The organism is Pseudomonas syringae (genome assembly GCF_023278085.1).
GTDB lineage: Bacteria > Pseudomonadota > Gammaproteobacteria > Pseudomonadales > Pseudomonadaceae > Aquipseudomonas > Aquipseudomonas syringae_Q.
This window is the reverse complement of record NZ_CP066265.1, coordinates 336,592-359,319: the sequence shown is the minus strand read 5'-3', so window position 1 is coordinate 359,319 and position 22,728 is coordinate 336,592. Positions and strand designations below refer to the sequence as shown.

At 62.2% G+C, this 22,728-nt stretch carries 23 protein-coding genes and 1 pseudogene; 20 read left to right on the top strand and 4 right to left on the bottom strand.

Translation table 11 applies throughout. From position 1 onward, the window contains the following. Entirely contained in the window at positions 1 to 876 is an 876-nt protein-coding gene (locus I9H07_RS01635; RefSeq protein ID WP_236425341.1) for a triphosphoribosyl-dephospho-CoA synthase, read from the bottom strand. Next, a complete protein-coding gene (gene mdcA, locus I9H07_RS01630; RefSeq protein ID WP_024672439.1) occupies positions 876 to 2,552 on the bottom strand; it encodes a malonate decarboxylase subunit alpha in 1,677 nt (558 codons plus the stop codon). The genes I9H07_RS01635 and mdcA overlap by 1 nt, the downstream gene beginning before the upstream one ends. A 264-nt stretch (positions 2,553 to 2,816) precedes the next feature. Here mdcA and I9H07_RS01625 point away from each other — a divergent pair, with 264 nt between their 5' ends. Beyond that, positions 2,817 to 3,221, top strand: coding sequence for a PAAR domain-containing protein (locus I9H07_RS01625; RefSeq protein ID WP_236425342.1), 405 nt, complete (start codon positions 2,817 to 2,819; stop codon positions 3,219 to 3,221). Between the two features lie 478 nt (positions 3,222 to 3,699). Here I9H07_RS01625 and I9H07_RS01620 read toward each other — a convergent pair whose 3' ends face one another. Further along, a complete protein-coding gene (locus I9H07_RS01620; protein ID WP_024675911.1) occupies positions 3,700 to 4,479 on the bottom strand; it encodes a ParA family protein in 780 nt (259 codons plus the stop codon). Positions 4,480 to 4,785: 306 nt separating this feature from the next. Here I9H07_RS01620 and I9H07_RS01615 point away from each other — a divergent pair, with 306 nt between their 5' ends. The 19 genes and pseudogenes from I9H07_RS01615 (at position 4,786) to I9H07_RS01525 (ending at position 21,718) form a co-directional block, all read left to right on the top strand. After that, a complete protein-coding gene (locus tag I9H07_RS01615) occupies positions 4,786 to 5,505 on the top strand; it encodes a beta-ketoacyl synthase chain length factor (RefSeq protein ID WP_236425343.1) in 720 nt (239 codons plus the stop codon). Continuing rightward, on the top strand, positions 5,481 to 6,293 hold the full coding sequence (locus I9H07_RS01610) for a lysophospholipid acyltransferase family protein (RefSeq protein WP_058391358.1): 813 nt from the start codon (positions 5,481 to 5,483) through the stop codon (positions 6,291 to 6,293). The genes I9H07_RS01615 and I9H07_RS01610 overlap by 25 nt, the downstream gene beginning before the upstream one ends. Next, positions 6,268 to 6,528, top strand: coding sequence for a phosphopantetheine-binding protein (locus I9H07_RS01605; RefSeq protein ID WP_024675908.1), 261 nt, complete (start codon positions 6,268 to 6,270; stop codon positions 6,526 to 6,528). The genes I9H07_RS01610 and I9H07_RS01605 overlap by 26 nt, the downstream gene beginning before the upstream one ends. Before the next feature lie 9 nt (positions 6,529 to 6,537). Then, positions 6,538 to 6,792 (top strand): acyl carrier protein, encoded by a 255-nt coding sequence (locus tag I9H07_RS01600; protein WP_236425344.1) that lies wholly within the window; start codon positions 6,538 to 6,540, stop codon positions 6,790 to 6,792. Beyond that, the gene (locus I9H07_RS01595; protein WP_058391356.1) at positions 6,789 to 7,334 is read left to right on the top strand and encodes a hypothetical protein; all 546 of its coding nucleotides are present in this window, start codon (positions 6,789 to 6,791) and stop codon (positions 7,332 to 7,334) included. Before I9H07_RS01600 ends, I9H07_RS01595 begins: the two co-directional genes overlap by 4 nt. A 10-nt stretch (positions 7,335 to 7,344) precedes the next feature. Beyond that, complete coding sequence (locus I9H07_RS01590; protein ID WP_236426409.1) at positions 7,345 to 9,027, top strand: acyl-CoA synthetase family protein; 1,683 nt, start codon at positions 7,345 to 7,347, stop codon at positions 9,025 to 9,027. After that, a complete protein-coding gene (locus tag I9H07_RS01585; RefSeq protein WP_058391355.1) occupies positions 9,020 to 9,754 on the top strand; it encodes a glycosyltransferase family 2 protein in 735 nt (244 codons plus the stop codon). Before I9H07_RS01590 ends, I9H07_RS01585 begins: the two co-directional genes overlap by 8 nt. Continuing rightward, the gene (locus tag I9H07_RS01580) at positions 9,751 to 10,698 is read left to right on the top strand and encodes a glycosyl transferase (RefSeq protein ID WP_058391354.1); all 948 of its coding nucleotides are present in this window, start codon (positions 9,751 to 9,753) and stop codon (positions 10,696 to 10,698) included. The genes I9H07_RS01585 and I9H07_RS01580 overlap by 4 nt, the downstream gene beginning before the upstream one ends. After that, on the top strand, positions 10,679 to 12,226 hold the full coding sequence (locus tag I9H07_RS01575; RefSeq protein ID WP_236425657.1) for an HAL/PAL/TAL family ammonia-lyase: 1,548 nt from the start codon (positions 10,679 to 10,681) through the stop codon (positions 12,224 to 12,226). The genes I9H07_RS01580 and I9H07_RS01575 overlap by 20 nt, the downstream gene beginning before the upstream one ends. Next, entirely contained in the window at positions 12,216 to 12,665 is a 450-nt protein-coding gene (locus I9H07_RS01570) for an acyl-CoA thioesterase (RefSeq protein WP_236425656.1), read from the top strand. The genes I9H07_RS01575 and I9H07_RS01570 overlap by 11 nt, the downstream gene beginning before the upstream one ends. Next, positions 12,662 to 13,276: an outer membrane lipoprotein carrier protein LolA gene (locus I9H07_RS01565; protein ID WP_236425655.1), complete on the top strand. Its 615-nt coding sequence runs from the start codon at positions 12,662 to 12,664 to the stop codon at positions 13,274 to 13,276. The genes I9H07_RS01570 and I9H07_RS01565 overlap by 4 nt, the downstream gene beginning before the upstream one ends. Then, a pseudogene (locus tag I9H07_RS01560) lies at positions 13,260 to 15,610 on the top strand (MMPL family transporter). The gene I9H07_RS01565 and the pseudogene I9H07_RS01560 overlap by 17 nt, the downstream one beginning before the upstream one ends. A 54-nt stretch (positions 15,611 to 15,664) precedes the next feature. After that, positions 15,665 to 16,912 carry an NAD(P)/FAD-dependent oxidoreductase gene (locus I9H07_RS01555; protein WP_058825208.1) on the top strand — a complete coding sequence of 416 codons (1,248 nt, stop codon included), beginning with the start codon at positions 15,665 to 15,667 and terminating at the stop codon, positions 16,910 to 16,912. After that, positions 16,909 to 17,643 carry a class I SAM-dependent methyltransferase gene (locus I9H07_RS01550; protein ID WP_024675897.1) on the top strand — a complete coding sequence of 245 codons (735 nt, stop codon included), beginning with the start codon at positions 16,909 to 16,911 and terminating at the stop codon, positions 17,641 to 17,643. Before I9H07_RS01555 ends, I9H07_RS01550 begins: the two co-directional genes overlap by 4 nt. Beyond that, the gene (locus I9H07_RS01545; protein WP_236425130.1) at positions 17,640 to 18,122 is read left to right on the top strand and encodes a hypothetical protein; all 483 of its coding nucleotides are present in this window, start codon (positions 17,640 to 17,642) and stop codon (positions 18,120 to 18,122) included. Before I9H07_RS01550 ends, I9H07_RS01545 begins: the two co-directional genes overlap by 4 nt. Further along, entirely contained in the window at positions 18,119 to 19,315 is a 1,197-nt protein-coding gene (locus tag I9H07_RS01540) for a beta-ketoacyl-[acyl-carrier-protein] synthase family protein (RefSeq protein WP_024675895.1), read from the top strand. The genes I9H07_RS01545 and I9H07_RS01540 overlap by 4 nt, the downstream gene beginning before the upstream one ends. Then, entirely contained in the window at positions 19,312 to 19,767 is a 456-nt protein-coding gene (locus I9H07_RS01535) for a hotdog family protein (RefSeq protein ID WP_024675894.1), read from the top strand. Before I9H07_RS01540 ends, I9H07_RS01535 begins: the two co-directional genes overlap by 4 nt. Continuing rightward, positions 19,764 to 20,492 (top strand): 3-oxoacyl-ACP reductase FabG, encoded by a 729-nt coding sequence (gene fabG, locus I9H07_RS01530; RefSeq protein ID WP_024675893.1) that lies wholly within the window; start codon positions 19,764 to 19,766, stop codon positions 20,490 to 20,492. The genes I9H07_RS01535 and fabG overlap by 4 nt, the downstream gene beginning before the upstream one ends. Then, entirely contained in the window at positions 20,492 to 21,718 is a 1,227-nt protein-coding gene (locus I9H07_RS01525; RefSeq protein ID WP_236425138.1) for a beta-ketoacyl-ACP synthase, read from the top strand. Before fabG ends, I9H07_RS01525 begins: the two co-directional genes overlap by 1 nt. Positions 21,719 to 21,821: 103 nt before the next feature. Here I9H07_RS01525 and I9H07_RS01520 read toward each other — a convergent pair whose 3' ends face one another. Next, entirely contained in the window at positions 21,822 to 22,712 is an 891-nt protein-coding gene (locus I9H07_RS01520; RefSeq protein ID WP_236425131.1) for a LysR family transcriptional regulator, read from the bottom strand. Between the last annotated feature and the right edge of the window lie 16 nt (positions 22,713 to 22,728).

The following is a 22,728-nucleotide window of genomic DNA, read 5'->3' as shown; positions in this document are numbered from 1 at the left end:
TCAGGCACTCCTTGAAACAGGGCCGAGCGCAGGCTCCAGGCTATCGATAAACAGGCAGGCGGCGAGCAGGTCAGCCGCGCCGCCGGGCGAGGCATTGAGGGCCAGCAGTTGCTGATCCAGTTCATTCAGGGCACGCCGACCGGCCAGGCTGGCACTGCCTCCCGCGTCCAGCACGCGTTGCGCGCCCTGCTGCATGGCGTTCAGCCCTTCGAGGCCAGAACGATGCAACACACAGGTGTCGGTCAGGCAGGTCATGATTGCCAGCAGTGCATCAAGCCGGGCGTTCTGTTCGCCACACCCCGTCACACGACTGCGCTGCAATTGCGGCAGCGCAAACTGAGTGACAGCAGGAAAGCCCTGCTGCGCCTGCTCTCTGGCACCCATGACACCGTAGCGGCGAACCACTTCACTGCCGTGACTGTGTTGCGTGATGACCTGCCGATCCTGAATCAGCGCCAGACGGGCTGCTCGCTGGCAGACCGCTTGCGCTGCGCAGTCTTGCGGGTCCAGCGCCACCGACGTCACCAGCAGGCCCAATGCCCAGATCGCGCCACGATGAGTATTTACGTCGCCAGTGGTTCGCAGCATGGCCACTTCGCCTTCGCGGCCCAGACGTCCCAGTGCCTCACGCAACGGCTGGCCCACGTCCTTGAACTCCACAGCGGCATCGGCCATCAGTTTGAACGTCGGCCAGAGCGACAGCGCCGAGGAATGCATCAGGCCCAGGTGCAGATCGGTGTGCGCACCGCTGCCACGCCGGTCCACCAGCGCAGGTTTGGGTGACAGGTCGGCTTCGTCGATCAATGCATCGACGGCCAGATCGGCCAATTGCTCGGCCAGCGAGGCCGATTGCGGTGTCCGTTGCAGTGCGCTCATCACCAGCTCCTGAATTTGGCAGGCGGGTTATAAAGGCCACCGGACCACTCGACCAGTTCGGCGATACTCTTGGCGGCCAGCAGCTCGCGGCTGGCGTCGGTGCGGCGGATGCCTAGGTCTTCCGGCAGCGCGATCAAGCCTTCGCGACGCATGCGGGCCGTGTCTTTCGGGTTGTGGCGCAAACCGATCACGGTCACGCCCGCCACGGCGGCAATCATCGCCTGACGCTCCTCCAGACTGCGCGCCTTGTAGAGGTAGGCGATGCCTTCTTCGGTCAACAAATGGGTGACGTCGTCGCCGTAAATCATGATCGGCGCCAGCGGCATGCCGCTTTTCTTCGCCACCTCGACCGCGTCCAGCGTTTCGACGAAGGTGGGTTTGCCGCCTTCCTGAAAGGTCTCGACCATCTGCACCACGAGCTTTTTGCCGCGTTCCAGATAAGCAGCCGGGCCGTCATCCTGCTGCTGACGCATGTCCAGCCAGGCCGGAGTGGCGTGACGCCGACCGCGCGGGTCATGGCCCATGTTCGGCGCGCCGCCGAAGCCTGCCAGACGCCCTCGGGTGACGGTGGAGGAATGCCCGTCGCCGTCGACTTGCAGCGTCGCGCCGATGAACAGGTCCACTGCGTACTGGCCAGCCAGCTGGCACAGTTGCCGGTTGGAACGCAGCGAGCCGTCGCGCCCGGTGAAGAACACGTCCGGGCGGGCAGCGATGTAGTTTTCCATGCCCAGCTCGGTGCCGAAACAATGCACGCTCTCGACCCAGCCACTTTCAATCGCCGGGATCAGGGTCGGGTGCGGATTGAGCGTCCAGTTGCGGCAGATCTTGCCTTTCAGCCCCAGCGACTCGCCGTAGGTCGGCAGGATCAGTTCGATGGCGGCGGTGTTGAAACCGATGCCATGGTTCAGCGACTGCACATTGTGTTTTTCGTAGATCCCGCGAATCGCCATCATCGCCATCAGCACATGCACCGGCTTGATGTGGCGCGGGTCGCGGGTGAACAGGGGTTCGATGTAGAACGGCTTGTCGGCGACTACCACGAAGTCGACCCACGAGGCGGGAATATCGACCCGAGGCAGCTCGCTGACGTCATCCACCAGTTGATTGACCTGAACGATGACGATGCCATCGCTGAACGCGGCAGGTTCGATCAGTGCGGGAGTGTCTTCGGTGCTGGGCCCGGTGTAGATGTTCCCGGCCCGGTCGGCCATGAAGCCTGCGGCCAGCACCACGTTGGGGATCAGGTCCACCACCAGCCGCGAATACAGTTCGATGTAAGTGTGAATCGCGCCGATTTCCAGCAGGCCGTCTTCCAGCAACTGGCTGATGCGCAGGCTTTGCGTGCCGGCAAACGAGAAGTCCAGCTTGCGTGCAATGCCTTGCTCGAACAGATCCAGATGCTCGGCGCGGCCGACGCTGGGCATGATCATGTGCAGATCATGCACCTTGCCCGGATCAACCCTGGCCAACGCACGGGAAAGAAAGTCCGCCTGCTTCTGGTTATTGCCCTCAAGCACCACCCGATCCCCGGAAACCAGCAAGGCCTCCAGCGCCGCGACGATGTTGTCGGTCGGCAACACCACACCGTCGGCCAATGACCGCACCTGCTCCAGACGCCGCTGCTTCTCGGTACGACGACGTGTCCAGCGCGCGTCAGGGGAAGTTGTTGTTGTCATGATCGCTCCACGATTCTGCTGTCGTGAAGCACCTTAGGGGCGACAGGTGTCGGGCATCAATCAAGCAGCGAGTCGGATCGTTACGGCTGGAGTAACGATGAGCGAAATAATCATTTTCGGGTGACGGTGGCGGGCTTGCGAAACACTTGCGAAACGCCCTGCCGATGTTTGCGTAGGACCTGTCTGTAAGTGGCTTTCATCGATCCCTGATGACGAATTTGCACCTAGTCTTCAGGCTTTCTAGAACCGAGAGGAACTACGGCCATGTCATTCATTGTCAGGGAAGGCGATCCAACCACCTCCGGCGGGTTTGTGCTGACCGCATCGGCAAACGAAATCATCGACCTGCGCCGCGTGGCGCGCATGGGCGATCCGGTGTGGTGTCCGGCGTGCACGAGTATCGGCTTCATTGCCCAGGGCAACCCGACGTATGTCGATGACCGGGTGGCCGTCGCCACGCAGGGCCATGAAGTAGAGTGCGGCTGCGAACCCGGCAGCAACCGCCTGACCGCATCCCAGGAACAGGTCCAGGCCGATATGGACGCCGCTATCAGCATCCCCGAAGAACTGGCCTCGACCGCGCGACTCTATGCCGAACATCTGGCCCGCTCATTGAGAGACGGCAGCTATACGCCCGAGGTGCTCAGGCCTCTTTCGCAGCCGTGTTGATTCTGGTGCCAGTGCTCCGCACCCTATGAACGATCGTGCCGACGCTCTGCGTCGGCATGCAGTTCTGGACGCTCTGCGTCCGATCTTGACTGTGCAGCGCGGCGCAGATCTGTGACGCGGAGCGTCACGCAAGGCGTTCCCACGCTGGAGCGTAGGGAACGATAATCTCAAAAGCTTATTAACTATCGTGCCGACGCTCTGCGTCGGCATGCAGTTCTGGACGCTCTGCGTCCGGTCTTGACTGTGCAGCGCGGCGCAGATCTGTGACGCGGAGCGTCACGCACGGCGTTCCCACGCTGGAGCGTAGGGAACGATAATCTCAAAAGCTTATTAACTATCGTGCCGACGCTCTGCCTCGGCATGCAGTTCTGGACGCTCTGCGTCCGGTCTTGACTGTGCAGCGCGGCGCAGTTCTGTGACGCGGAGCGTCACGCAAGGCGTTCTCACGCTGGAGCGTAGGGAACGATAATCTCAACCATCACGGATGAGCGTTGGTTTCCAGCAGATGATGCAGCTCCACAAACTGCTGGGTCAGTTTATGCCGCGGGTCGAGGTGGATCAGCGGGAGGTTGGCTTGATGCGATTCGCGCATTTTCACCGATGCATTGAGATAGACCGGCAGCACCGGCAGGCCTTCGGCGATCAGTTCGTCGAGCATCTGCTGCGGCAGGCTGGCCCTTGGCTGGAACTGGTTGACGATGATGCCTTCGACCAGCAGATCCTCGTTGTGATCTTCTTTCAGTTCTTCGATTTCACGCATCAGGCCGTACAGGGCCTGGCGCGAGAAGCTGTCGCAGTCGAACGGGATCAATACGCGATCAGACGCAATCAGCGCCGAAACCGCGTAAAAATTCAGAGCAGGCGGCGTATCCAGGTAAATCCGCTCGTAATCCTCGCTCAACTCGTCCAGCAGTTTGCGAAGCTTGTTGATCTTGTGTTTGGCCTCAAGCTTGGGCTGCAGATCGGCCAGTTCGGCAGTCGCAGTCACGACGTGCAGGTTATCGAACGGCGTTTCGTAGATATCGACATGGTTCTTCTTGGCGAACTGCCCGGCCGACAGCGTGTTCTTGAAGAACTCGGCGATCCCCATCGGAATGTCGTTGCCAGTCAGACCGGTGAGGTACTGAGTCGAGTTGGCCTGGGCATCGAGGTCAATCAACAGTGTCCGATAGCCTTCGTGAGCGCTGACTGCAGCCAGATTGCAGGCGATGCTGGATTTGCCGACACCACCTTTCTGATTGAATACCACGCGACGCATGCTTTGGACTCCTTGAAGATGAAGAAACAGCAAGAGTGGCCGATAACGACCCTGAGAAGATCGATTCTAGGCATCCCATATGACAGCCAAGAGCTTAACGCAAAACGGCAGGTGTCTGGTTGTCATACACAAAACCGGCCCGGACCCTGCAATATCGACCGTTTAACGACTTTCACGTAACAAATTTGCCAGTCATGAGCCCCATCAGGATAATGCGCGCACTCGGTCAAATTACCGCACCCAGGCTAATATCGACCTGATATCGATGTAGCGAGAAACATGCCCGCAGGGGCGGGAAGAGAAACCTTGATCACCTTCAACATTGCACGATGGCATGCCTGGGCTCCGGGCCTGGCGAGCGCGGACGACTGGCGGCAGTGGAGCCTCAATCCGACGCTGCTGGAGACCAGTGACGAAGCGCCAGACGTGTCTTTTCTTCCTGCAATGCAACGCCGACGCCTGGGGCGCATGGCACGCATGGCTTTTGCCGTTGGCTGGCCACTGACCGAGGGCTACGGCCGGGTGCCACTGGTGTTTGTCTCGCGCCACGGCGAAACCCCGAGAACATTTGAAATTCTGCGTGATCTGGCCGCAGATGAGCCGCTGTCACCGACCCAGTTCAGCTTGTCAGTGCATAACGCAGTGATCGGTCTGTGGTCGATCATGCGCGGTGAGACCAGTGAAATGACGGCCCTGGCGGCCGCAGGCGACGGCCTGGAATATGGAGCATTCGAGGCAGCGGCGCTGCTGGCTGAAGGAGCCGAAGCCGTGCTGCTGGTGGTGACGGAAGAGCAGCCACCGCAAGCCTATGCCCAATGGATTGATGACGTGCCTTTTCCCTATGCCGTCGGCTTGCTGCTGACGCCCGGCAACGAATGGGAACTGTCTTTGCACAGCGACACACAAGGCTCCCGGCAAACTCAATGGCCCCACGCATTGAATCTGCTGCAAGCCTTGCACACCAATCAATCCGCCTGCCTGCACCCCTGGAATAACCGGTTATGGAACTGGCAACGCAATCACTGAAAAAGGGCCGGGACGCCTATTACTGGCGTCTGTTTGCAACCGGTATCAGTTTTGCCCTGTTCGGGGTGAGCGGCCTTTGTCTGCGATTGTTTGTTTTCCCGGTATTGAGCTGCCTGCCGGGCAGCGCCGCCAGCCACCAGCGCCGCGCCCGGCGCACCATCAGCCGACTGTTCTGGCGCTTCATTCGCATCATGGCGCGCATGGGCGTGTTGACCTATGACGTTCAGGGTGCCGAAAGACTCGGCCGCCCCGGCCAGATGATCATCGCCAATCACCCGTCGCTGATCGACGTGGTATTTCTGATCGGGCTGGTGCGTGACGCCAACTGCGTGGTCAAGCGCAGCCTGTGGGAGAACCCGTTCACGCGCGGCCCGGTGCGTTCCACCGGTTACATCAGCAACGACGGCAGCATGGACATGCTCGATGCCGCCGTAGAGCGCCTGCAAACCGGCCAGACCCTGATCATTTTCCCGGAAGGCACGCGCACCCAGCCCGGCCAGCCGCCGGTCTTTCACCGGGGCGCAGCCGCCATTGCGCTGCGTGGCGCGAGCGTGATCACGCCGGTCACCATCAAGGTCAACCCGACCACCCTGACCAAGGCCGAGCCCTGGTATCGCATTCCGCAACGCCGCGTGCACTTCAGTTTGTGCGTCGGTGCCGATATAGACCCCAATGCCTTCAGTGCGCTAGGCCCACCGCCCATAGCGTCCCGCAAGCTCAACGATTACCTGCATGACTATTTCACCAAGGAGCTCGCCTCAGATGAGCGATCTGCACCTGGACATTAAATTGTTGATCATCGATGCCCTGGGCCTCGAAGACATCACGCCCGAAGACATCGGCAACGACATGACGCTGTTCGGCGAAGGCCTGGGGCTGGATTCGGTGGATGCGCTCGAACTGGGCCTGGTCATCCAGAAACGCTACGGCATCCGGATCGATGCCGACGCCAAGGACACCCGTAACCATTTCGCCAGCGTCGACAGCCTCGCGGCCTTCGTCAGCGCCAGACAATCGGCCTGAGTATTGAACATGCAAACCCGTGAAGACATCTTCGAAATCCTGCGCACTGCAATGGTGGAACTGTTCGAACTCGAGCCCGAAAGGGTCACGCTGGAAGCCAATCTCTATCAGGACCTGGAAATCGATAGCATCGACGCTGTGGACCTGATTGACCATATCAAGCGCAAAACCGGCAAGAAGATCGCCGCTGAGGCGTTCAAGTCGGTCAGAACCGTGAATGATGTGGTCGAGGCCGTCTACCAGCTGGTCAACACAGCCGAATGAAACGGCTGATTGGCCTGATCCTGTTGCTGGCCGGTGTGCTGTACCCGTTTGCCGTCTACTGGGGCACCGAACACTTCGCGCCGTGGCAGTTCGCCCTGTTGCTGGGCAGCCTTTGGCTGGCGCGTGCGCTGACGGGCGAGCGCAAGCCCGGCAGCCTGGCGATGGCCATCGTGGCGCTCGTCTTCTGCGTCATGCTTGGGCTGCTCGACAGCCATGTGATGCTGCGCTGGTATCCGGTGCTGGTCAGCACATTCATGCTCTGCCTGTTTGGCTCCAGCCTGATCTATGGCCCGCCGATCGTGGAAAGGATGGCGCGGATCAACCGCCCGGACCTCCCCGAATCCGGTATTCGCTACACTCGCCGGGTGACGCAGATCTGGTGCCTGTTCTTTCTGCTCAATGGCCTCACTGCGGCGATGCTGACGTTGTGGGCACCGCTGTCATGGTGGACGCTGTACACCGGGCTGATCTCCTACGGGCTGATGGGCCTGCTGTTTGCAATCGAATGGATCGTCCGCCCGCCCTCTGCGGGGGGCAAATGAAATGGATCGCATGAACTGGCTGAATCTGCAAAACCTGCTGCTCGATGCCCTGCCGGGCCGATTGCTGACTCAGGCCCCCGAGCTTGACCACGCGCAGTTCCGCGATCAGGCGCTGAGCGTCGCGGCGGCATTGCAGGCGCGTGGCATCACGCGCATCGCGGTCCATCTTGAAGACGCTGCCGAGCTGGGCATCGCGCTGTTCGGTGCCTGGCGCGCCGGCGTGCATGTGTTGCTGCCCGCCGACTTGCAGAGTCAGACCCGCGAGCGCTGGGCGAACCAGGTCGATCTGTGGCTGACTGACCTGGCAGGCGACGCACATTTAAGCGATCTGCACGCCACGCCGCTCGCTCCGGCAACGCTCGATCTGGACCAGTGTCGGCTGAGCCTGTGTACCTCCGGCTCCAGCGGCGAACCCAAGCTGATTGAAAAGCGCTTGCGGCAACTGGCCAATGAAGTCTGCGGGCTGGAACAGCTGTGGGGCGCAGAACTGGGCGCCGCGTGCATGATCGGCAGCGTGGCGACGCAACACATCTATGGTTTGCTGTTCCGTCTGCTGTGGCCGCTGTGCGCTGCGCGCCCGTTCGTTCGCCGCCAGCTGCCGTTCGCCGAAGACCTGCAGCGCGCCAGCGGCGAATACCCGTCCTTTGCCTGGGTCGCCAGCCCGGCACTGCTTAAACGCATGGGCGACAACCTCGACTGGACCCGCCTGAGCGCCGTGCGCCGGGTATTTTCCTCCGGCGGCGCATTGCCAGCCGACGCAGCGCAAAGCCTCGAACAACGCCTGGGTCAGTGGCCGACGGAAATTCTCGGCAGCTCGGAAACCGGAGGCATCGCCTGGCGTCACGGCGGGCAACGCTGGCAAGCTTTCGATGGCGTCGAATTGAGTCAGGACCACGACGGCGCATTGCGCATCCGTTCGCCCTATCTGCCGCCCGGCCAGGTCGAGCAGACGGCCGATGCCGTGCTGATCGGCGAGGACGGCCGGTTTGAATTGCTGGGCAGACTGGACCGCATCGTCAAACTCGAAGAGAAACGCGTTTCGCTGCCGCTGATCGAGCACGCCCTTAGCGCTCATGAATGGGTCAGCGAAGCACGCCTGGGCGTGTTCCAAAACAACCGCGCAGCCCTCGGCGCGCTGCTGGTACTGAGTGACAGCGGCTTGCTGGCGCTACGCAATCAAGGCCGTCGCGCGCTGACCGAGGCGTTGCGGCAGCACCTGCGACCGCACTGCGAAACCATCGCCCTGCCCCGCCGCTGGCGTCTGTTGCGGCAACTGCCGCTCAATGCCCAGGGCAAACTGCCTCAGGCAGAAGTCGAGGCGCTGCTCACGGCACCGCGCCCGAAACAGCCGGAAGTCGTGGAGCAACAGACCGTCGATGGCGAACTGCATCTGCAATTGATCGTCCCGCCCGACCTGGCGTTTTTCAGCGGCCACTTCCCCACGGCGCCGATCTTGCCGGGTGTGGTTCAGGTCGACTGGGCGATCAGTCTGGGTCAGCGCCTGCTGGATCTGCCGCCCGACTTTGCCGGTATGGAAGTGCTCAAGTTTCAGCAACTGGTGCGCCCCGGCGATCACCTGAAATTGACCCTGCGCTTCGATGCCGCCCGTTCAAAACTGCATTTCGCGTTTCACAATGCCGAAAACGCGCCCTGTTCCAGCGGCCGCATTGTGCTGGGGGGCGAGCATGCATAAGCCTTGTGTGATCATTCCGGTGTTCGATCACGAGCTGGCCGTGCCGCAGGTGGTCAAGGCGGTTCGCGAAGCCGGGTTGCCCTGCGTGCTGGTGGACGACGCCAGCAGCCCGGCCTGCGCCGCCGTGTTGCAACAGCTCGCCCAGGGCGATGAAATCTATCTGCTGAGCCTGCCCGTCAATCAGGGCAAGGGCGGCGCGGTCATGGCCGGGTTCAGGGAAGCGGCACGCCTGGGTTTCAGCCATGCGTTGCAGGTCGATGCCGACGGCCAGCATGACCTGAGCGATATTCCGCTGTTTCTGGAGCAGTCGCGCCTGCACCCGAATGCGCTGATCTGCGGCTATCCACAGTTCGACGACAGTGTGCCGAAAGGCCGCCTGTATGCGCGCTATCTCACCCACGTCTGGGTGTGGATCAACACGCTGTCGTTGCAGATTCGCGATTCCATGTGTGGTTTTCGGCTGTACCCGCTGGCTCCGGTGCTGGCGCTGATCAACGCTGTGCAGATCGGCAAGCGCATGGACTTCGATTCGGAAATCCTCGTGCGCCTGGCGTGGCGTGGTCAGGCGATGCGCTGGCTACCGACCCGCGTTCACTACCCGCAAGACGGCCTGTCACATTTCCGCCTGTTTCACGACAACGCCCTGATCTCGATAATGCACGCCAAACTGTTCTTCGGCATGCTGATTCGCGCGCCGATGCTTCTCTGGCGCAGGTGGCGGTCATGAGCCTGCAAAAATCGCCCAGGGAACACTGGGCCAGTCACGAAGAGCGTGGCAGCTTCATGCTCATGAAGCTCACCGCTTGGGGCATGCGCGTGCTGGGTCGTCGTCTGCTCAGCCCGGTGCTGTATGGCATCGTCCTGTATTTCTTTGTGTTCGGCCGACGTGCCCGGCGCAGCATCTGGCAATACCAGCAGCGCCTGTCGGACTGGAGCGCCAGGCCTGAACTGCGTCCTACCCAGCGGCGCGTGTTCGGCCAGTTCATGGCCTTTGCCGAGGCGCTGCTCGACAAGCTCGACGTGTGGAACGGCAAGCTGGGCCTCGATCAGATCAAGATCATCGACACCGGCCAGATCCGCCAGAACCTGCGCGGCGAGCGCGGGCAAATGCTGGTCGGCGCGCACCTGGGCAACCTCGAAGTGTGCCGGGCGCTGGCCGAACTCGGCGAGAAGATCACCATGAACGTGCTGGTGCACACCAAGCACGCCGAACGCTTCAATCGCCTATTGGGCGAGGCCGGGGCGACCAACCTGCGGCTGATTCAGGTCAGCGAGCTGGACCCGGCGATCATGCTGCAACTGAGCCAGCGTCTGGACGAAGGCGAGTGGCTGGCCATCGCCGGTGACCGCGTCGCGCTGCACGGCGGGCGCAATGTGCGGGTCGACTTCCTCGGCCATCCCGCAGCCTTTCCGCAGGGCCCGTGGCTGCTGGCCGGCCTGCTCAAGTGCCCGGTCAATCTGTTTTTCTGCCTAAAGGGTGCACAGGGCTATCGGGTGATTCTCGAACCATTCGCGGAAGCCATCGAATGGCGCCGCAGCGACCGTGCTCAGGTCATTGCCCACTGGACCACGCGCTATGCCGAACGGCTGGGGCATTACTGCCTGGAAGCACCGCAGCAGTGGTTCAATTTCTACCCATTCTGGAAGTCCGATGATCAATCAAGCTCCTGACCCGATCGTTTTCGGCGAGCGCGCCCTGTGTATCGAAGACGTGTCGGCACTGGCCAACCGTCAGGCACCCGGCGTGTTGCAAGGTGATGAAGGATTTCGCGCGCGCATCGCCAGGGGCGCACAGTTTCTTGATTCGTTGCTGGATAAGGAAGGCGTGATCTACGGCGTTACCACCGGTTATGGCGACTCCTGCGTGGTGGCCGTGCCGCTGGAGCATGTCGAGGCGCTGCCGCGTCATCTGTACACCTTTCATGGCTGCGGGCTGGGCAGACTGCTGGATGCTCAAACCACCCGGGCGGTGCTGGCAGCGCGTTTGCAGTCGCTGTGTCAGGGCGTTTCCGGAGTCAGGGTCGAACTGCTCGAGCGTTTGCAGGCGTTCATCGAGCAGGACGTATTGCCGCTGATCCCGGAAGAAGGCTCGGTAGGTGCCAGCGGTGATCTGACGCCGCTGTCTTACGTGGCCGCGACCTTGTCCGGCGAGCGCGACGTGCTGTTCCGTGGCGAGCGCCGCCCAGCCTGCGACGTGCATCGTGAACTCGGCTGGACGCCGCTGGTGCTGCGCCCCAAGGAAGCGCTGGCGCTGATGAACGGCACCGCAGTCATGACCGGCATTGCCTGCCTGGCCTTTGCCCGCGCCGATTACCTGCTGCAACTGGCCACCCGCATCACCGCAATGAATGTGCTGGCGCTGCAAGGCAACCCGGAGCATTTCGACGAACGCCTGTTCGCTGCCAAGCCGCATCCGGGCCAGATGCAGGTCGCGGCGTGGCTGCGCCAGGACCTGGCCATCGACGCACCGACCGCCCCGCTGCATCGCTTGCAAGACCGTTATTCGCTGCGCTGCGCACCGCATGTGCTGGGCGTGCTGGCCGACAGCCTGAACTGGTTGCGTTCATTCATCGAGATTGAACTGAACAGCGCCAACGACAACCCGATCATCGATGCCGAAGCCGAGCGCGTGCTGCATGGCGGGCACTTCTACGGCGGGCATATCGCCTTTGCGATGGACAGCCTGAAAACCCTGGTGGCCAATGTCGCGGATTTGCTCGACCGGCAACTGGCGCTGCTGGTGGACGAGCGTTACAACCACGGCCTGCCGAGCAACCTGTCGGGGGCCAGCGCCGAGCGGGCGATGCTCAATCATGGCTTCAAGGCGGTACAGATCGGCACCAGTGCCTGGACCGCCGAAGCGCTGAAAAACACCATGCCGGCCAGCGTGTTCTCGCGCTCGACCGAATGCCACAATCAGGACAAGGTGAGCATGGGCACCATCGCCGCGCGGGACGCCATTCGGGTGCTGGAGCTGACCGAGCAGGTCGCTGCTGCCACGCTGATCGCCGCCAACCAAGGCATCTGGCTGCGCAGCAGGGCTGCCGATGCGCCCCCGCTGCCGCCGACACTGGCAGCCATGCACGCCGAACTGGCTGAAGACTTTGCCCCTGTCATCGAAGACCGGGCACTGGAAAGCGAACTGCGCCTGTGCCTGAAACACATCGCCAACCGCCGCTGGAGGTTGCATGCGCAGTAAAGGCTTTCTGCACGTCGATACTGAAATTGTGGTGCCGTTTTTCGACGTCGACATGATGAACATTGTCTGGCACGGGCACTACGTGAAATACCTTGAGGTGGCGCGCTGCGCACTGCTCGATCATATCGGTCATAACTACATGCAGATGCTCGAATCCGGTTATGGTTGGCCGGTGATCGACCTGCAATTGCGCTATGTGCGCAGCGCCGTGTTCGGCCAGAAGCTCAACGTGCGCGCCAGCCTGGTGGAGTGGGAGAACCGCTTGAAAATCAATTATCTGATCACCGATACCGACACCGGCGAACGCCTGACCCGTGCCAGCACGGTGCAGGTCGCGGTCGACCGTGACAGCCGCGAAATGCAACTGGCCTCGCCCAGGGTTTTTGTCGATGCCGTAGAACATGCCATAGAGAACGCAACAGAGAGCCCCTTGTCATGAGCCGCCCTTTTCGTACCCTGATTCTGCTGGGCTTGCTGTGCCTGTCTTCGCTGGCGCAGGCGTTCGACCTGCAACAACTGAGTGAGCAGCTCGCCAGACCTGCGGTGGTGCAGGGTCGTTTCGTTCAGGAAAAACACCTGCGCTCGCTGCCGCAGCCGTTAGTCAGCAAAGGCCGCTTCGTGCTCGCCAAAGAACTGGGCCTGCTGTGGTTGCTGGAAACACCGCTGAAACAGGATTACCGCATCAACGCCGACGGTATTGCCCGCCGTGAAACATCTGGCACGGTCAGCACCTGGAAACCGGTGCCGAACAAAAATGCCGGGGCCGAGCAGAACCGTCTGTTCCTCGCCGTTCTGCAAGGTGACAGCAGCGGCCTGCAACGTGATTTCGATTTACAGCTCAAGGGCGATGCCAGTGCGTGGCAACTCACCCTCACGCCACGCTCGCTGTTGCTGCAACAAGTGTTCAAACAGATCAATATCGATGGCGGCGAACTGGTGCAGCGCATCGAACTGCTGGAAACCCAAGGTGACAGCACGGTCCTGAAAATGATCGACAGCAGCAGCGCCGCCACCCTTACCGATGCGCAGCGTAATGACTTCAGCAACTGAGCGGCTGCTGCCGCGGCTGTTCCTGCTGATTCTGGCGGGCGTACTGGCGCTGGCGGTCTGGCAGTGGCACGACCACTCGCCGCTGTCGGCCAACCTCATGGAGCTGGTGCCGGGCACTGACAACGATGCACTGGTAACAAGCGCAGAAAAACGTATCCAGGAGCCTCTCAATCGGGAAATGCTGGTGCTGGTTGGCCATGCCGACCGCCAGCAAGCCGTCGAGCTGGCCCGTGAACTCGCGCAACAGTGGCAAGCTAGCGGCCTGTTCGAAAAGGTCCAGTGGACGCTGCAAGCCGACCTGCCCGCGCTGCGTACCCAGTTGCTGCAAGGGCGGATCGCCATGCTGCCGGCAGCGGATCGAACCCTGCTGATCGACGACCCGAAGGCCTTCATCGAGCAGCGCGTGCAAACCCTGTTTGATCCTTTCGCCGGTTTCAGCCTGGTGCCGAGCCAGGACGACTGGCTGGGCCTGAGCGGACGGATTCAGAACGGATTGCCCAGGCAGGGCGCCGTTGAACCCGACCTGGCCAGCGGCGCACTGATCGCCACGGCCGAGGGCAAAAGCTGGGTACTGCTGCGCTCGCGAACCCGCACCGATGCCTTCGACATGCACCTGCCCGGTCAGGTCGCGGACTTGCTGGCCAACGCTCGTGTGCAGGCAGGTCAGGCGGGCGGTCAATTGCTGGCAGCCAGCGGCCTGTTGTATGCCGCAGACGGCCAGAAGCAGGCCAGCCGGGAAATCACCTGGGTCGGCGGCGGTGCGACGGTGGGCATCCTGTTGCTGCTGTTGCTGGCCTTCCGGCGCTGGAGCGTGTTGCTGGCCTTCATCCCGGTAGTGGTCGGCATGCTGTTTGGTGCGGTGGCCTGCGTGGCGCTGTTCGGCAGCATGCACGTCATGACGCTGGTGCTGGGTTCCAGCCTGATCGGCGTCGCGGTGTGGATTACCCGCTGCATTACCTGTCCAAGAGCTGGAGCCTGAAACCCTGGCGCAGCTGGCCCGCGTTGCGCCTGACGCTGCCGGGGTTGAGCCTGAGCCTGATCACCAGCTGCATCGGTTACCTGGCGCTGGCCTGGACGCCCTTCCCCGCGCTGACCCAAATCGCGGTGTTCTCGGCGGCCGGGCTGGTCGGCGCTTATCTGACTGCGGTGTGCCTGCTGCCTGCGCTGCTCGCCAGGGTAGACATCCGCCCGGCGCAGTGGCCGCTGAAACTGGCGCAACTGCTGCTCGATTGCCGCGCTGCGTTGTTGCAGCACATCAGTACGCCGATTCTACTGGTGCTGTTACTGGCCTTTTGCGGCGGTGGGCTCTGGCATCTGACCACCAAGAACGATATCCGCCAATGGGTGGCGGCGCCTCAGTCGCTGACCGACGAAGCACAGGCCATCGCGCGGATTACCGGTTACCAGCCCACCAGCCAGTTTTTTCTGGTGCGCGGCAAGGATCAGCAGCAGTTGCTGGATCGCCAGTCGGCACTGACCCAGCGTCTCGATCAACTGATCAGCATGGACAAGCTGCAAGGCTACATGGCAATCAACCAGTTGCTCGATTCACCTGCCGAGCAGCAGGCAACCCGCAGCGCACTGGGCAAACTGCCGCAATACTGGGCACCGCTGGTGCAGCTCGGCGTTCCGGCCAGCGCCTTGAAAGCCGAACTCGCGCAATTGCAGGCACTGCCGACGCAGGATATCGAACTGGCGCTTCAGGGCCCGCTGAGTGAACCCTGGCGCACGCTCTGGCTGGGCGCCAACGATGAAGGCGTAGCGAGCATTGTCAGCCTGCGCGGCCTGAACAGCATGGCGTTGTTGCGCGTACAGGCCACCGGGCTGGAAGGCGTACAACTGGTAGACCGCCTGGGCGAACTCAATGATGTATTTGCCCACACGCAGATCAGTGCCGCAGAACTGAAACTGGCCTCGTGCGTGTTGATCGTGCTGCTGCTGATCGTCCCGTTCGGTTTCAACGGTGCGTTGCGCATCGTCATCCTGCCTTTGCTGGCCGCGTTGTGCAGCCTTGCCAGCCTCGGCTGGCTGGGTCAGCCGCTGACCCTGTTCAGCCTGTTCGGGCTGCTGTTGGTCACGGCGATCAGCGTCGATTACGCCATCCTGATGCGCGAGCAGATCGGCGGCGCGGCGGTCAGCCTGCTGGGCACGCTGCTGGCGGCGGTCACCACCTGGCTGTCGTTCGGGCTGCTGGCGCTTTCCAACACGCCGGCGATCAGCAATTTCGGCCTGTCGGTCAGTCTGGGGCTGGCGTTCAGCTTTCTTCTGGCGCCGTGGGCCAGCCCGCGTCAGGTGGCTCATGCGCCGGTCGATGCACGAGAGCCCCGATCATGAGCCATGTCTCTTTTTCGTTACTCCCTGCCACCGTCAAACCGGAAAGGAACACCTGTGCCCATCATTGATAGGGAAATTCGTCAGGTCGTCGTTATCGGGGCCGGTCCGGCCGGTTCAATTGCTGCCGCCCTGCTCAAACGCCAGGGCCACGACGTGCTGGTCATCGAGCGCTTGCTGTTTCCGCGCTTCTCGATTGGCGAAAGTCTGTTGTGTCACTGCCTGGACTTCGTTGAAGAAGCCGGGATGCTCGATGCCGTGGAGGCCGCCGGTTTCCAGCGCAAAAACGGTGCGGCGTTTGCACGTGGCGAGCAGTACAGCGATTTCGATTTCGGCGACACGTTCAGTCACGGCAAGCCTACGACCTTTCAGGTCCAGCGCAGCGAGTTCGACAAGCTGCTGGCTGATCAGGCCGAACGGCAAGGTGTGGACATCCGCTATCAGCAGGAAATCATCAGCGCTGACTTCGACGGCCCGCAGCCGGTGTTGCGCGTGAAGCGTGAGGACGGCAGCGAATACAGCGTGCAGGCGACTTTCGTGCTCGATGCCAGCGGCTACGGTCGCGTGTTGCCGCGCCTGCTGGACCTCGAAGCGCCATCGGGCTTTCCAGTGCGTCAGGCGGTGTTCACCCACGTCGAAGACCACATCGAAAGCCCGCCCTTCGACCGCCAGAAAATCCTCGTCAGCATCCATCCGCAACACAACGACGTATGGTTCTGGTCGATCCCGTTCAGCGCGGGCCGTTGCTCGGTGGGCGTTGTGGCTTCGGCCGAGCGCTTCAAGGACAAGCCTGCCGATCTGGACGCCTGCCTGCGTGCATTTATCGATGAAACGCCGCAACTGGCCAAGGTGCTGAAAAACGCAGTCTGGGATACGCCTGCAAGGACCATCGGTGGTTATTCGGCAAACGTCAAAACCCTTCACGGCAAAGGCTTTGCGCTGCTGGGCAACGCGGCGGAGTTTCTCGACCCAGTGTTTTCTTCCGGCGTGACCATCGCCATGCGCTCGGCGAGCATGGCCGCTGGCGTGCTGAATCGACAGTTGCAGGGCGAACACGTGGACTGGGAAACCGAGTTCGCCATCCCCCTGAAACGCGGCGTCGATACCTTTCGCGCCTATGTCGAAGGCTGGTACGACAGCTCGTTCCAGAACGTCATTTTCTACCCCGGCAGCGCGCCGGATATCCGCCGCATGATCAGCTCGATTCTGGCCGGTTATGCCTGGGATGAACGCAATCCGTTCGTCAGCGAGCCCAAGCGCCGCCTGCGCACGCTGTCGGAAATCTGTGCGGACGGTGGCTCATGAATCGGCCGTTCCTGAGTGACAGCTATGTCGAGGAAACCCGTTTCGGCCTGTGGTTTCTGCGCAGCCACACCTGGCAACACCGGGTGTTGCGCGTCGCGATCGATGACCTGCGCTGCCTGTTCAGCGCTCCGCCACCTGTCGCGCCGGTGTTGCTTGACGCTGGTTGCGGGCAGGGCAAGTCGTTCCAGCACCTGAGCAAGGTGTTTGCGCCGTCGAAGCTGCTGGGGGTCGACGCAGACCCGCACAGCCTGAGCATGAGCCGTCAGGAAGCGGCTGCCAGAGGCATCGAGGCCGAACTGATCGGCAGCGATTGCGCCGCCCTGCAATTGCCGGACGCCAGTGTCGACCTGCTGTTTTGTCACCAGACCTTTCATCATCTGGTCGAGCAGGAAAAAGCACTGGCCGAGTTTTACCGGGTGCTCAAACCGGGCGGCTATCTGCTGTTCGCCGAGTCCACCGAGGCGTATATCGACACGTGGGTGATTCGCTGGCTGTTCCGGCACCCGATGCACGTGCAGAAAAGCGCCGCGCAGTATCTGCAGATGATTCGTGAACAGGGTTTCGAGTTCGATGCCCGCAATGTCTCATACCCTTATTTATGGTGGAGCCGCGCGAGGGATTTCGGTCTGCTCGAAGCGTTGAAACTGCAAAAGCCCAGGACGTTCGGCCAGCGCGAAGAAACGCTGGTCAATGTCGTGGCCCGCAAACCGCTGCAAGGTGATGCGTCATGATTCGCCTGTTGTTAATCGCTGTTCTACTGCTCGGCGGCTGTGCTGCCCAGGCGCCGCTGCCGACCACCGCGCCGACGATGCAATTGCCGATGCAACTGCACATCGACCGCCGCCAGGCCGATCAGCGTCAGGACTGGATGCTGATCATCCAGCGTGAAAACGTCGGGCTGCGCTGGTCGATGATGGACCCGCTGGGTATTCCTCAGGCGCGTCAGTTGCTGATCAACGGGCAATGGCAAGCTGACGGCCTGCTGCCGCCCAACCCGGAAGCCCGCGAACTGTTTGCCGCGTTGATGTTTGCCATGACGCCGGACCTGGAAATGCGAGATCGCTACCCCACTGCGTTTCGCCAGGGCATGCAACGCCGTCTGGATGATCGCTGGCTGGTGGAATATCAATCGGCCAACGCGTTTACCGTTCGCCTCAAGGACGGGCTGAGTTACCGGGTTACGCCGTTGAACGGCGAGGCCGCGCCATGACCGCCTACCTCAATGCGCTAGGCGTCATCTGCTCGCTGGGTGCGAGCCGCGAAGAGGTGTCGCGCAGGCTGTTTGCCGGTGACAGCTCGGGCATGGTCGTCGAAAGCGGCTGGGTGCCCGAGCGTGCGCTGCCGGTCGGTGCGGTCAAGGCGACACTGCCCGGCATGCCGCCCGCCATGGGGGCGCAGCACAGTCGCAATAACCAGTTGCTGCTGGCCGCCGCCTTGCAGATCGAAGACGACATTCGCCTCGCCATTCAGCGCTATGGCGCTGCGCGTATCGGCGTGATCATCGGCACCAGCACCTCCGGCATCGATGAAGCCAGCAGCAGCATGGCCATCTGGCTGCGTGACAAGGCGTTTCCCGAGCATTACGACTATCAACAGCAGGAACTCGGCGCACCCGCCAATTTCCTCGCCAGCTGGTTGCAATTGACCGGCCCGGCTTACGTCATTTCAACGGCCTGCACCTCCAGCGCGCGGGCGTTGCTCAGTGCCCGGCGGGCGCTGGACATGGGCCTGTGCGACGCGGTGCTGTGTGGCGGCGTCGACAGCCTGTGCAAGCTGACGTTGAATGGCTTTCTGTCACTTGAAGCCATGTCCTCACAGTTATGCAACCCGTTCTCCAGCAACCGTGACGGGATCAATATCGGCGAGGCGGCGGCATTGTTTCTCATGACCCGCGAAGCCAGTGGCACGCACTCGATTGCGCTGCTGGGCGCAGGCGCCAATTGCGACGCTCACCACATCTCCGCCCCGGAACCCAGCGGGCGCGGCGCACGCGATGCCATGCTGCAAGCGTTGCACAGCGCCCGCCTGGAAGCGGCGCAGATCAGTTACCTGAACCTGCACGGCACGGCCACGCCGCTTAACGATGCGATGGAAAGCCTGGCGGTGCAGGCAGTGTTTCCGGACGGCGTGACCTGCTCCTCGACCAAACCGCTCAGCGGCCACACGCTGGGCGCGGCAGGGGCGCTGGAAGTCGCGTTCTGCTGGCTGAGCCTGGCGCCGCACAACAGCGAACAGGCCCTGCCCCCGCACGTGTGGGATGGCGAGGCCGATCCGCTATTGCCTGCACTGCGCTGGACAGCGCCGGGGACGCGCCTGACACCTGCCGACGCTCGCTACATGATGAGCAATTCCTTTGCCTTCGGCGGCAACAACATCAGCCTGATTATCGGAGATGCCCCATGATCGAGTGGTCGCTCGCCGAACTCATCCCCCATGCTGGCGACATGATCCTCATCGATCAGGTGCTGGCGTTTGACGAAGAGCAGATTCATACCCGCCTGACCGTACGCGCCGACGGCCTGTTCAACCAACCGGACGGCAGCCTGCCCGCCTGGCTCGGCATAGAGCTGATGGCACAAAGCGTGGCGGCCTACGCGGGCTGTCAGGCGCGCAGCAAGGGCGAAACGGTCAAGCTGGGCTTTCTGCTGGGCAGCCGCAAGTTCGAATGCAACGTGGACCGTTTTGCGCCGGGCAGCGAACTGCACATTCACGCGGTGCGTTCCCTGCAGGACGACAGCGGCATGGGCGTGTTCGAATGCACCCTCACCGGCCCGGACATCACAGCGCTTGCCCGCCTCAATGTATATTGCCCACCCAACACTGCTGACTATCTGGCTGAAGGAGCCCCGGCATGACTGAATCGATACTGGTCACCGGCTCCAGCCGTGGCATCGGCCGCGCCATTGCCTTGCGTCTGGCGCAGGCCGGATTCGACCTGATCCTGCATTGCCGCACCGGACGCAGCGAAGCCGAAGCCGTGCAAGCCGAAATCATCGCGCTGGGCCGTCAGGCGCGGGTGCTGCAATTCGATGTCTCGGACCGTGCGGCCTGCAAGGCCATTCTCGAAGACGACGTGGAAACCCACGGCGCGTATTACGGCGTGGTGCTCAATGCGGGCCTGACCCGCGATGGCGCCTTTCCAGCGCTCAGCGACGACGACTGGGATCAGGTGCTGCGCACCAATCTGGATGGTTTCTATAACGTCCTGCACCCGCTGACCATGCCGATGATTCGCCGTCGTGCGGCGGGCCGCATTGTCTGCATCACCTCGGTGTCGGGCTTGATCGGCAATCGCGGTCAAGTCAATTACAGCGCCTCCAAGGCAGGCCTGATCGGCGCCGCCAAAGCGCTGGCCATCGAGTTGGGCAAACGCAAGATCACGGTCAATTGCGTCGCACCGGGGTTGATCGATACCGCGATGCTGGACGAAAACGTTCCCGTGGATGAACTGATGAAAATGATCCCCGCACAGCGCATGGGCACCCCGGAAGAAGTGGCGGGCGCGGTGAATTTCCTGATGTCGGCGGAAGCCGGTTACATCACTCGCCAGGTGCTGGCCGTCAACGGGGGGCTGTGTTGATGAAGCGCGTGGTGGTCACCGGCATGTCCGGCATTACCTCGGTGGGCAGCGACTGGCCCACCATCAATGCGAGCTTTACCGCCAATCGCAGCGGTATTCGGCGGATGGACGAATGGGAACGCTTCATTGAGCTGAACACTCGGCTGGCCGGCCCTATCGATGACTTCGCCGTGCCTGCGCACTGGACACGCAAACAATTGCGCAGCATGGGCCGCGTGTCACGCCTGGCGGTGGCCGCTTCGGAGCGGGCGCTGATCGACGCCAGGCTGCTGAATGATCCGATCATCCGCGACGGCCGGATGGGCACAGCCTGTGGCTCGTCCACCGGCAGCACCGACGAGATCAAGGCGTTCGGCAACATGCTGATCAACTCGGTGGCGCTGAACCTGAACGCCAACTCGTACGTACGCATGATGCCGCACACCACAGCGGCCAATATCAGCATCTTTTTCGGTCTGACCGGGCGGCTTATTCCCACCTCCAGCGCCTGCACCAGCGGCAGCCAGGGCATCGGCTACGCTTACGAGGCGATCAAATTCGGACGTCTGCCGCTGATGCTGGCGGGCGGTGCGGAAGAACTGTGCCCGACCGAAGCGATGGTATTTGACGCGCTGTACGCCACCAGCCTGAAAAACGACGCACCCCACACCACGCCACGCCCCTACGACAGCGGGCGCGACGGCCTGGTGATCGGCGAAGGCGGCGGCATGATGGTGCTTGAAGAGCTTGAACACGCCCAGGCACGTGGCGCGCCCATCTATGCCGAGATCGTCGGCTTCGGCAGCAACGCCGACGGGGCCCACAGCACTCGCCCGGAGCAAGCCACCATGCGCCGCGCCATGGAGCTCGCTCTGGAAGATGCCGGTTTGCCGCCCGAAGCCATTGGCTACGTCAACGGCCACGGCACCGCTACCGAACAGGGCGACATCGCCGAAACCCTGGCCACCAGCAGCCTGTTCGGCTCACGCATGCCGATCAGCTCGCAGAAAAGCTTCCTCGGCCATACGCTGGGTGCGTGCGGAGCGCTGGAATCGTGGTTCAGCATCGAAATGCTCAATAGTGACCGGTACATCCACACGCTGAACCTCACCGACATCGACCCACAGTGTGGCGAACTGGACTACATCGTCGGCGAACCCCGGCAGATGAGTAACGAATACGTGATGAACAACAACTTCGCGTTTGGCGGGGTGAATACCTCGTTGATCTTCAAGCGCTGGGGCTGAGACCTCGCACGCCGGGGCGTGGGGAACGATAGGCGTCCGAAAGAACACTATCGTGCCCATGCTCCGCGTGGGCATGCCGTTCTGGACGCTCTGCGTCCGATCCTCACCCCACGTTGCGCGTTAACAGCTCGGTGAACGCTTTCGCCATCGGCGATTGTTCGTCCTTGCGCTGCACCAGCCATACGGCGCTGGTCGCGCCGGGGTCGAGGACGTTGCGGTAGACCACGCTGTCGATACGCATCCTTCGGTAGGATGCGGGCAACACCGTCACGCCCAATCCGGCCGCAACCAGACCGATGATGGTCATGACTTCGCCCGCTTCCTGGGTGATCAACGGGCTGAAACCTGCGGCGCGTGCCAGGCTCAGGACCTGCGCGTAGATGCCGCTGCCATAGGTACGCGGAAAGAATACAAACGGCTCGTTGGCCAGTGCCGACAGGTAGATCCCGTCCTCGCTGCCCGCCGCCAGCGGATGGTCAGCGCGCATGATTGCCACCAGCGGTTCGTTCAGCAACTCGAACACCACCAATGAGTCGGGCAACGCCAGCGGGCGCATGATGCCGACCTGTATGGTTCTGTCCTCAAGACCTGCGGCCACTTCCTGGCTGGTGATTTCGCTCAGGGTCAGGTGGACGTCAGGGTAGGCCTGGCGGAACGCAAAGATCGCCTGCGGGATGCTGGACGTAAAGGGCGCCGACGAGGTGAAGCCAATTTTCAGCTCGCCGATTTCCCCCAGTTGCGCACGCCGTGCGACATCAGTGGCTTTGTCGACTTGCACCAACACCAGCCGCGCCTCATCCAGAAACAGCCGTCCGGATTCGCTCAGTTCAACCCGACGATTGGTGCGGTCGAACAGGCGCGTGCCCAGTTCCTGCTCCAGCGTCTGGATCTGCTGGCTGAGCGGCGGCTGAGAAATCCCCAGCGCCTGCGCTGCACGGCCAAAATACAGCTCCTCGGCAACCGCGATGAAGTAACGCAGATGGCGGAATTCCATGCGACCTCCATTAAGT